This window comes from Pseudomonas sp. SDO5532_S415, from assembly GCF_054071155.1.
Window position 1 is genome coordinate 1 of sequence record NZ_JBSVWS010000184.1, and the last position, 10,787, is coordinate 10,787.

At 59.3% G+C, this 10,787-nt stretch carries 3 protein-coding genes; all 3 read right to left on the minus strand.

Annotated features, from left to right (window positions below):
- A partial coding sequence (locus tag ACW9HW_RS25965; RefSeq protein ID WP_457402136.1) for an amino acid adenylation domain-containing protein occupies window positions 1-8,041 on the minus strand: 8,041 nt, incomplete at its 3' end.
- Between the two features lie 113 nt (window positions 8,042-8,154).
- Window positions 8,155-9,624 carry an aminodeoxychorismate synthase component I gene (gene pabB, locus ACW9HW_RS25970; RefSeq protein ID WP_457402138.1) on the minus strand — a complete coding sequence of 490 codons (1,470 nt, stop codon included), beginning with the start codon at window positions 9,622-9,624 and terminating at the stop codon, window positions 8,155-8,157.
- Between the two features lie 54 nt (window positions 9,625-9,678).
- Window positions 9,679-10,257, minus strand: a complete 579-nt coding sequence (locus ACW9HW_RS25975; RefSeq protein ID WP_256590104.1) for an anthranilate synthase component II — start codon at window positions 10,255-10,257, stop codon at window positions 9,679-9,681.
- Window positions 10,258-10,787 lie beyond the last annotated feature (530 nt).

A 10,787-nucleotide genomic window follows, 5' to 3' on the forward strand; every position in this document is an offset into this window, starting at 1 on the left:
GGATGCCGAGCAGGCCAACGATCATTTCAAGACCCGGCTCCACGCAGATCGCCACTCGATCGTCCGGTTTCACTCCCTGGGCGATCAGGCGATGGGCTACACGGTTGGCTCGCGCATTCAATTGGGCGTACGTCAGTGATTGCCCCTCGAACGTGACAGCGAACGCATTCGGCGAGCGTTCGGCTTGCGCCTCGAACAGTTGTTGGAGGGTCTGCGGTTGCAGGTGGTCAAAGCGCGGCGGATTGAATTCCTCGAGCAGTCGGGTCCGTTCCTGATGAGGTAACACCCGCAAGGCATTGATCGGCGTATCCGGCGCACACTCCAGCGCATCGGCCAGCGACACCAGCGTGGTGTGCATAAAGTCGCAGACCTGCCGCGAATCGATACCTTGCGTCGCTTGAACGATCAAACCGAAGTCGTTACCGATATCGTCGACACACAGTACCAACGGATAGTTGGTACGTTCGTGCGCTGACAGCAGTTGTACCCCTGGCCAGACGTATCGCCCGACCGCCAAGCCATCCTGTTCCTCACCGTGCCGATAGTTGAGTAAGGCGCTGAACAGCGGGGTTGGCGCGATCACACCGCTGCAGCGCTGCGCTTGGGCCAACGATGCATGCTCGTGGGCAAGTAACGCAGCCAATGCCTGGCTGGTCTGACGCACACCCTTTTGCACGCCCTCAGCACCGGCATTGATGCGCACCGGCAGGGTGTTGATGAACAGGCCCAAGGCGCGGTCCGCCCCGGCACCGCCCTGCAGTCGACCCAACAACACGCTACCGAAGACCACGTCGTCGCGGCCCGCCAGTACCGCCAACACCCGGGCCCAAGCCAAGTGATAGAGACTGGCCGGGCTTACACCCAGTTTCCGGGCCTGGGTGCGCAAGCGCAGGGCCAGTTCGCCCGAGACACTTGCCAAGGCTTCTGTCACCGGATCGGCGTCGGCCTGTATACCGGCAATGCCATAAGGCAACGTCGGCTCATCGACGTCGTGCAACCGCTCACGGAAGAAAGCCTCGTGTGCCTGGGCATTACCGCTCGATCGCGCCTGCGCCACGTAATCACGGTATGGCGCGCTAACGGCCAGTGTTGCGCCCTGCCCGGCCAGAATAGCCTGGACTTCGCGCTGCACGAACGCCAGCGCGACATGGTCCATCACGATGTGATGGAACCTGAGCAACCCGACCCCGCGCTGATTGGCCTCATCATCGGCATAAACCCAACGGATCAACGGTGCCTGGCCCAAGTCGATGCCACGCTGGCGAGCGTCGAATCGCTGCAGCAATTGCTCCGCCACGTCACCCTCGCGAGGGTCCGCCGAAAAGTGTTCGATTGACACTGGCGACTGACGCCAAACTACTTGCACCGGGGCATCGAGCCCTTCCCACAGCACAGCCGTGCGCAACACATCATGGCGATTGATGACCTGCTGCATCGCGCTGACCACCTGCTCGAACGCCGCTTGCCCGGCAAACGCGAACAACGCATGCAGCACATAAGGATCACCCCCGGTCGCGGTCAAGTGGTGATAAAGAATGCCTTCCTGCAGTGGCGCCAGCGGGTAGATGTCCTGCACGTTGGCGGCGCCACCCGCTACCCGGGCGACGATACTGTCGATGGCCGGCTGGGTTAGTTGCACCAGCGGCAGCATGGCCGCAGTGATGTGTTCGGCGTGCAGTGGTATCGCGTTGGCGGGTACGCTGAATAACTGATGTTCGGTGCTGACCTTCTGCGCCAATTCAGCCAGGGTCGGCGCACCGAGCAGCTCCGGCACCTGGGCAAACAGGCCGGCACGGCGCATGTGTTCGATCAGGCTGACCGCCATCAACGAATGTCCGCCCAGCTCGAAAAAATTGTCGTGACGGCTGACCTGCTCCACGTTCAACAACCGCGACCAGATACCGGCCAGCGTGCTCTCGACGTCACCCTGCGGCGCTTCGTAGACGGCCCGCGCGTAAGCCCCGTCCGGTGCGGGCAGCGCTTTGCGGTCGAGCTTGCCGTTGGGGGTCAACGGCCAGGCATCGAGGTGCACGAATGCCGAAGGGACCATGTACGACGCCAAGCGATGGCCGGCTAGCTCGCGTAGCGCTTGCGCAGCGACGGCGCTACCGGTGTAGTACGCCACCAGCCGCTGACCGGAACGCTCGTCGTCCCGGGCCAGCACCACAACCTCGCGCAAACCGGGCACCTGCGACAGCACCATTTCGATTTCGCCCGGTTCGATGCGAAAGCCACGGATCTTGACCTGATCGTCGTTACGCCCCAAGTACTCGATTGCACCATTGGGCAACCAGCGTCCAAGATCGCCGGTCTTGTACATCCTGGCGCCGGGCGCCTCGCTGAACCCATCGTTGACGAACCGTTCAGCGGTCAGGCGGGGCAGATTCAGGTAACCGCGAGCGACCTGAACACCGGCGATATGTAATTCACCCGCAATGCCCACCGGAACCGGTTGCCCCTGAGCATCCAGGATGTAGATACGGGTATTGGCGATCGGCCGACCAATCAGTGACACGCTGTCGTCGGCGCTGCATGTCCAGGCCGTGACATCGACCGCGGCTTCGGTCGGCCCGTAAAGATTGTGCAATCCGGTGTCCGGCAGCACTGTGGCGAAGCGGCGAACAAGGCTAAGCGGCAGCGCTTCGCCGCTGCACACCACACGCGTCAGGCTGCGGCATTCGGCGGCCTGTGCAGGCTCCAGAAAAACCTGCAACATCGACGGCACGAAATGCACGGTGCTGATCCGTTCCCGAGCGATCAGTTGCGCCAGATAAACCGCATCCCGGTGGCCCTCGGGACGTGCGATCACCAGCCTGGCGCCGATCATCAACGGCCAGAAAAACTCCCAGACCGAGACGTCGAAACTGAACGGGGTCTTTTGCAAGACCACATCTTGCGCCGTCAGCCTCAGCTCTTGCTGCATCCACTGCAAACGGTTGACCACACCGCGATGCTCATTCATCACCCCCTTGGGTCGCCCAGATGAACCGGACGTGTAGATGACATACGCCAGCGTCCGCCAATCCTGCGCCAGCGCCGGGTTGTGCGAGGGGAACCGGGCGTTATTCCGGGCTTCATCAAGATCGAGGACGATCGCTCCACCCACACGCAACAGACCCCGGGTCGGGCCATGCATCAGCAGCGCGACCGGGGCACTGTCCTCCATCATTTGGGCCAGACGCTCGAGCGGGTATCCGGGGTCAAGCGGCACATAAGCGCCCCCGGACTTGAGAACGCCGAACAGGCCGACCACCATATCCAGGCTGCGCTCGACACAGATCGCTACTCGGTCATCGGCCCGCACACCCAGTTCGATCAACTGATGGGCCACGCGGTTGGCCTGCCTGTTCAACGCATCGTAGGTCAGTTGCTGGTCTTCGAAAGTCAGCGCGATGGCCTCGGGAGTCGACCTGACCTGATTTTCGAATAACTGATGCAGCGTGAGCGCCTGCGCAAAGGCACTGTCGGTGGCATTGAAATCGAACAGCACCCGCCGGCGTTCCTTGGCCGGCAACGCAACCAGATCATGCACGGCTTTTGCGGGGGTCAATTCAAGTGCCTGCGCCAGACTGGCCAAGACGGCCTGTACGCTGTCGCACACCAATTGCGCATCGATCCCGGTCACCGCCTGGACATTCAGTTCGAACCCTTGCCCCCCGTCATCGACCGACAACGTCAGCGGATAGTGGGTGCGCTCATATTCCTGGAGCAGTTCGATACCTTGCCAGTTCAGCGGCCCGGTGCCGTTACCATGGTTTTCACTGCGTCGGTAATTCAGCAAGGCGCTGAACAGCGGTGTGCCAGGGGCAACCCCGCTGCAACGCTGGGCCAGCGCCAGCGGTGCATGCTCATGAGCGAGCAGGTTGGCCACCCGCGTCGCAGTATCGCGCACACTGGCGGCAACGCCCTGGGAACCCAGCGTCAAGCGCAGCGGCAAGGTATTGATGAACAATCCCAGCGCATGTTCGCCACCCGCACCGTGCATGCGCCCCAGCAGCACACTGCCGAACACCACGTCTGTCCGTCCCGTGAGCATCGACAACACCCGTCCCCACGCCAGGTGAAACAAGCTGGCGATGCTGACACCGAGCCCCCGTGCCTGCGTGCGCAAACGGTCAGCCACCAAAGATGGTACGGACTGGATTATTTCAATGGGCGCAGCGTCATCGCGAGCCTGTGCCACACCGAACGGTAACGTCGGTGACTCGATGTCCTGCAGCATGTCGCGGAAAAAGGCCTCATGGTTTGCGGCGGCCATGCTGTTCCGACTCTGCACCACGTAGTTGCGGTAAGGCGTCGCGTCAGGCAACAGTGCCCGCTGATCGAGCAGATAGGCTTGCATCTCCTGCTGCAGAACACTTAACCCGGCATGATCCATCGCCAGGTGATGAACCACCAGCAAAGCCAGCCAGCGGTCGTTGGCTTGATCGAAGGCGCAGGCCAGTCGCAGCAGCGGTGCCTGGCGCAGATCCAGACGCGAGTGACCGACATCGAAACGCTTGAGCAGTTGGCCGATGATATCGCCGTCCCGGACCTCGAAGTCCAGCCATTGCAACGGCAGCGGCACGTCGCGCAGGACCACCTGCACAGGCGCGTCCAGCCCTTCCCAGACCACTGCCGTGCGCAGGATGTCGTGGCGGTCGATGACCGTTTGCAAGGCCTGGATGAAATCGTCGAGCCGGGCGCGATTGTCCAGCGCAAACAACCCATGCAGCACGTAAGGATCGCCGCCGCTGGACGACAAATGATGGTAGAGGATACCTTCCTGCAGCGGTGCCAATGGATAGATATCCTGCACATTGGCAACACCACCGGGCATGTTTTCAATCAACCCGTCGATCTGCGCCTGGCTCATTTCGACCAGTGGCAAGAGGTCTGGGGTGATTCGCGAACAGCCGACGCCGATACGATTGGGCGGGATCTCGATCTCCTGGCCGGTGCCTGTTTCCCGGGCAAACGCTTCCAGCGTCGGCGCGCCGAACAGAGCGCGGGGTTCGGCATTCATCCCCTGCCGACGCATGCTCTGGATCAGCCTTACGGCGGACAGCGAATGCCCGCCCAACTCGAAAAAGTTGTCGTGACGCCCTACTCGCTCGACGCCCAGCACCTGTTGCCACAACAAAGCCAAGGATTGCTCCCTCTCACCTTTGGGTGCCTCATAGGCATGGCTGATGCAGACTTCGGGCGCTGGCAAGGCTCTGCGGTCCAGCTTGCCATTGACGGTCAGCGCAAACGCCGTCAGGTGCATGAACGCCGATGGCACCATGTAAGCCGGCAACGCGTCACTCGCGCGACTGCGCAGACCCTCGGCCAGCCCGTCGGCACCGGTGTAATAAGCGACAAGGCGCACTTCACCAGGGCTGTCCTCCCGTGCGAGTACCGCCACCTCAAGCACGCCGGGCAAGGAGACCAGCGTGGCCTCGATCTCGCCCAACTCAATGCGAAAACCGCGGATCTTCACCTGGTCGTCATTGCGCCCCAGGAATTCGATGTTGCCATCGGCCATCCAGCGTCCCAGGTCGCCACTCTTGTACATCCGCGCACCGGGTGCAGCACTGAACGGATCGTCGACAAAACGCTCGGCGGTCAAGCCCGGCTGGTTCAGGTAACCTCGTGCGACGTGTGCGCCGGCGAGATAGAGTTCACCGACCGCGCCCGGCGGAACACGTTGGCCGAACTCATCAAGAATGTGAATCCGGGTGTTGGCCACCGGGCGCCCGATGTGCAGCGCCGCGTCGTGCTGATGCACTTGCCCGGCAGTGACCAATACCGTGGCTTCGGTCGGGCCGTAGGTATTGATCAATGCTTGTCCGGCAGGCAGACCGGCCGGCCATTGGCGCAACCGATCACCGCCGATCAGCACGTTACTGGCCAGTGGGTTGGCAAGGCCGCTGGCGTACGCCAGTTCCGCCAGCGGGGTGATCAGAATGGAGAGATCCACAGTCTGCACTTTCCACCATTGCAGCAAGGCCTGCGGGTCGTTGACCGTGTGCGACGGCGGCAGCAACAACGTGCCGCCGACACTCAGCGCCGTCCAGATTTCCCAGACACTGGCGTCGAAACCGACGCCGGCGAACCAGGTACTGCGGCTGCCTTCGCCAAGCTTGAACCGCTCGTTGTGCCAGGCGATCAGGTTATTCAACTGGCGGTGCTCGACCATCACGCCTTTCGGTCGGCCGGTGGAACCCGAGGTGTAGATCACGTAGGCCAGTGACGCGCCGTGACACCCTGTGGGATCGGGATTGGTAAACTCCGCCTCGGTCATGGCGTGCAAGTCACCGAGATCAAGCTGCGGCATCGCGGTCTCAGGCAACAGGTGCGCCGTTCGATCGTGGATCAGCATGACCTTCGGCGCGGACTCGTCGAGGATGTAGCGCAAACGCTCCACCGGATAGGCGGGGTCCATGGGCACATAACCCGCACCAGACTTGAGAATCCCCAGCATCCCGACAATGCTGTCGAGGCTGCGTTGGGTACAGATCGTTACGCACTGGTCAGGCTGGACGCCCATGGCCATCAATCGATGCGCCACGACGTTTGCGCGGGTGTTCAACTGCGCATAGGTCAGGCTGTGTCCGTCTTGCTCGATGGCAATGGCATCCGGCGAGCGCGCTGCCTGCGCTTCGACCTGTCGATGGATCATCGGCGCCGGCGCAAACGCTACGTCGGTGGCGTTCCAGGACTCGAGTTGGCGGATTTCAGGTTCCGTCACGAGCGACAGTCGCGACACCGGCAACTCGGCATTTTCCAGCACCTGCTCAAGCATATGCTGCAGCCGAAGGCTGATCTGCCGGATTTCCCCGCGGCTGAAATAGGCCTGGTTGTAAAAGAAATGAATCCAGACGTTTTCGTCGAATTTGTTTTCACGGATATGGACCGTCAGCGGGTCCTGCTCATGCCTGTTCGATCCCATGATCACCTGCGCCTGCGCCTCATCGAAGCGCAAGTCATGATCATCGCGCTCGTAGGACACCGTCAGGTCGAACAACTGCGCGCGCTGCGAGCGCCACAGGCCGAGCGTGCGATTCAACTCACTCAACGGGAAGCGCTGATACCGATAATCCTGCTTGAGCATCCGCCCCAGAGAAGTGACCATCGCCGAGAAACTCAGGTGCGGATCAAACGACAACCGCAGCGGGCTGACGCCGACAAACATGCCGGCGGTCGACTTGAGACGGGCATTACCGCGATTAAGCGTCGGTATGGCGATGGACAACTCGTCACGGCGCTCGGTGCGGCTGAAGTAGACGTGGAAAATGCCGAGCATCACATGGAAAGGCGTCGCGTCGCAGGCGCGTGCCAGCTCGACGATACGCTCGAAGAAATCACGGGACAGCCGCAAACACTCATGGCCACCCGGCGCCATACCTTTGTGTTGGATGACGCGATGACGGGGGGTGAACAACGGGTCGGGCACTGTATGGTATTTATCCAGCCAATACTTCAAGTTGCGCAACTGTTGCGGCGATTGCTCGAACGCCCGATCCTGCTCGATGAATTCCCGGTAGGTCGGCGCCGGTTCAGGTTGATCTTGCGCCTCGACCTCGCTGTACAGTTTTGACAATGATTCGACCAGCAAACCGATCGCCCAACCGTCGACGATCAGGTGGTGAAAGTTGAGCGTGAAGTAAAAACGCGTGTCACTGACCTTTACCAACTCAAAGCGAAACAATGGCCGACCGATCAACGTGAAGGCGGTTTCCAGGCGCTCCTCAAGCAGCGCTAATGCGGCGCCCTCGCCGTCCTCCCGGTCGCTGAAGTCGTGAAATGGCACTTCCACCGACAGCGTATCGACGATGCGTTGCAGCGGTACGCCGTGTTCGTCGACAGACGATGTCAGCACGATGCGTAACGCATCGTGCTTGTGCACCAACCTGTTCACCGCTTGCTCAAAACGTTGCACGTCGACGTTGCCAGCGATCCGCACATGACCACCGATCTTGTAGAGCGGCGTACCTTCGTGCAGCACTTCATCGAACCAGATCTGCCGCTGAGCGGTGGTCAGGGGGTACACATCAGAGGGCGAAAATGGGCGATTCAAACGATAGCTCCCTGGCTTCATCGGCCAAAAATGACTGATGCCGCGCATGGATCGAAGCCAGGCGCATCAGTGTTCGAATAAAGTAGAAAAATGGATCGCGCGACGAGAAGCTTTCAGACGGCAAGGCGGATTCGCATGCGTTCCACCGCTTCCACTACGTTGCGCGCCTTGATCAGCGTTTCGATGAACTCTTCTTCCGGATCGGAAAGCGCCGTAATCGCCCCTCCGACACCCAGCCGAGCCTGGCCGCGGTCAATCAGCACCGAGCGGATGACAATGCTCAGGTCGCAGGCGCCACACAGGCCGAACCAGCCCAGCGCCCCGGAATAGAGGCCACGAGAGCCCTGTTCAAGCCGATCGATGATTTCCATGGTGCGTTTCTTCGGCGCCCCCGTCATCGAGCCTCCGGGGAAAGCGGCTTTGATGCACTGCACGGACGACACGCCGGGTTTCAAGGTGCCGCGAACGGTAGACACCAATTGATGGACATGGGAATAGGTTTCCACGTCGAACAGCTTCGGCACCTCAACCGAACCCAAGGCGCAGACCTGCCCCAGATCGTTGCGCAACAAATCGACGATCATCAGGTTCTCTGCGCGGTCTTTCTCACTGCCAAGCAGGTCATCGATCTGCCGGCCATCTTCAGCGGCGTCGGCGCCACGAGGCCGGGTGCCTTTGATCGGTTTCGCCTCGGCCAGGCCGTGCCGATCGATGCTGAGAAAACGTTCCGGAGACGCGCTCACCACATGCAAGTCGCCGACGTTGAAATAGGCGGAATGCGGCGCCGGAGACTGCACCCGTAGTTGGCGGTAGAGCTCGATCGGCGGATGCTCGAAAGGAAATTCAATGAGATTGGTCAGACAAATCTCATAGCTTTCACCATGGGCAATCTCGGTCAGCGATTCGTCGATTTTTCTCAGGTAGGCCGGTTTGTCATGACGCATGTACGCATGACGGGCGATCCAGTGCTGAACATCATCAATGGAGAAGCGTTTACCGGGGGTGGGCTGGCTCACCGTTGCCGCAGATGCAAGCCCTTGCAGCGTAGCCTCCACGTCATCGAACCAGGTATTGGCGAGCGCAGACTCGTCTTCGCTGGATGCCAGGTGCAGCAGCCAGGTTTTACCTGCAAGGTGGTCTATCACGATCAATCGGGTGGCAAATATCAATGCCGCATCGTGAGACGGTGAACGCCAGGCATCAACCCCAATGGTTTCGCCCTTGAGTTCGTAACCGAACACACCGACATAACCCAGATTGAAATCAAAGGGCAATTCGACCGGACATTCGACCACTCTTTCCTGCAATCGGGTTTGCAGAAAATCAAACAGGCTAGCTATTTCGAAATGTTGCACAGAGTCGCCACGCACCACTTCCGCCTGACGTTCGATCGCATCATAAGTAATACTTTCCGCCTGCGGCCCCTGGTCATCACCCATGAACGAAAACCGCGAAAAACCGGGTATAACCACGGCACTTTCCAACAGGAACTTATTGGCTGAGTCGCCAAAAAGTTGCTGAAACACTGTCAGTGCATCTGAACAAGCCGGCAACACTCTGAACAGAACGCTCGCTGAGATCATTATGCCCCCATCGGTGAATGTCCGATTTTTATTGGTGTGCAGTCTTAGCCGTGATCAATGCGCCATCGCAATATCACGAAAGTTGCGGAACAACTGGCTCCCTGCCTGCGTACTGATGGACTCTGGATGAAACTGAATACCGTGCAGGGGGCGGGTCTTATGTTGTATGCCGTGTATCATCCCGTCACTTCCCCAGGCCGTTAGTTCAAACGGGCCCTTGATCCGTTCGATGGCCAATGAGTGATACCGGACAACAGAAAGCTCCTCGGGCAGTCCCTTGAACACCCCCGTTGCGCTGTGTCGAATGACACTGATACGGCCATGCATAGGTTGCGGAGCAAGAGAAACGGTCATTCCGTGCTCATGGGCAATACATTGATGACCAAGACAGACGCCCAGCACAGGTACTGGGCTGGTCAGAATGACCTGCGCACTTAGGCCGACATCTTCCGCCCGTGCGGGATTACCCGGCCCGGGAGAAACGATAATGCAGTCATAACGGCTGAAATCAATCTGTTCGATGGCAGCAGTATTCTGCAGCACGACAGGTTCTTCACCGCACGCTTGGCCCATGGCTTGATAGATGTTGTACGTAAACGAGTCGAAATTATCGATGATCAGTGTTCTGCACACAATCGGCCTATTGAAGTCTTGTTTCAGTTTATGAATTTATTATTAGAAACACTGCTTGCGGACCCAACACATTAGAGGGGCGATTTTCCATGCTTTTTTGAACGCGCAGACAGGATCTTTCACACTTGGGCCAAAGCCAAATTGTGGTCCGTCACGGTATCGCACCTTTAAGCGTCACACTAACGACAAACGTATAACATGACTTTTTCAGAATAACCATTACACCCTTGTAATTTTGATCACTTTCAGACGCAGATCACAGACCGAAGACAGGGGTGATATCACGCCAATGAAAGAAATTTTCGTTCTTGCGCCTTTTATTAAAACATCACTGATTGGACTACTGGAAAAATGCAAAATTGGAAAAATAATTAATATTGCGCATTAGAAACGCCGATGCGTTAGATTTCTTTTATCGCTCTAACGACATTGATCAAACCGGCGTTTGCTCTTGCTTTTCCGATGGCTGCAGGCGCTGGATGGCGCCGATTTCATCCAGGTGTTTGAAGGCTTTTTGGCGGGTGGGCAGT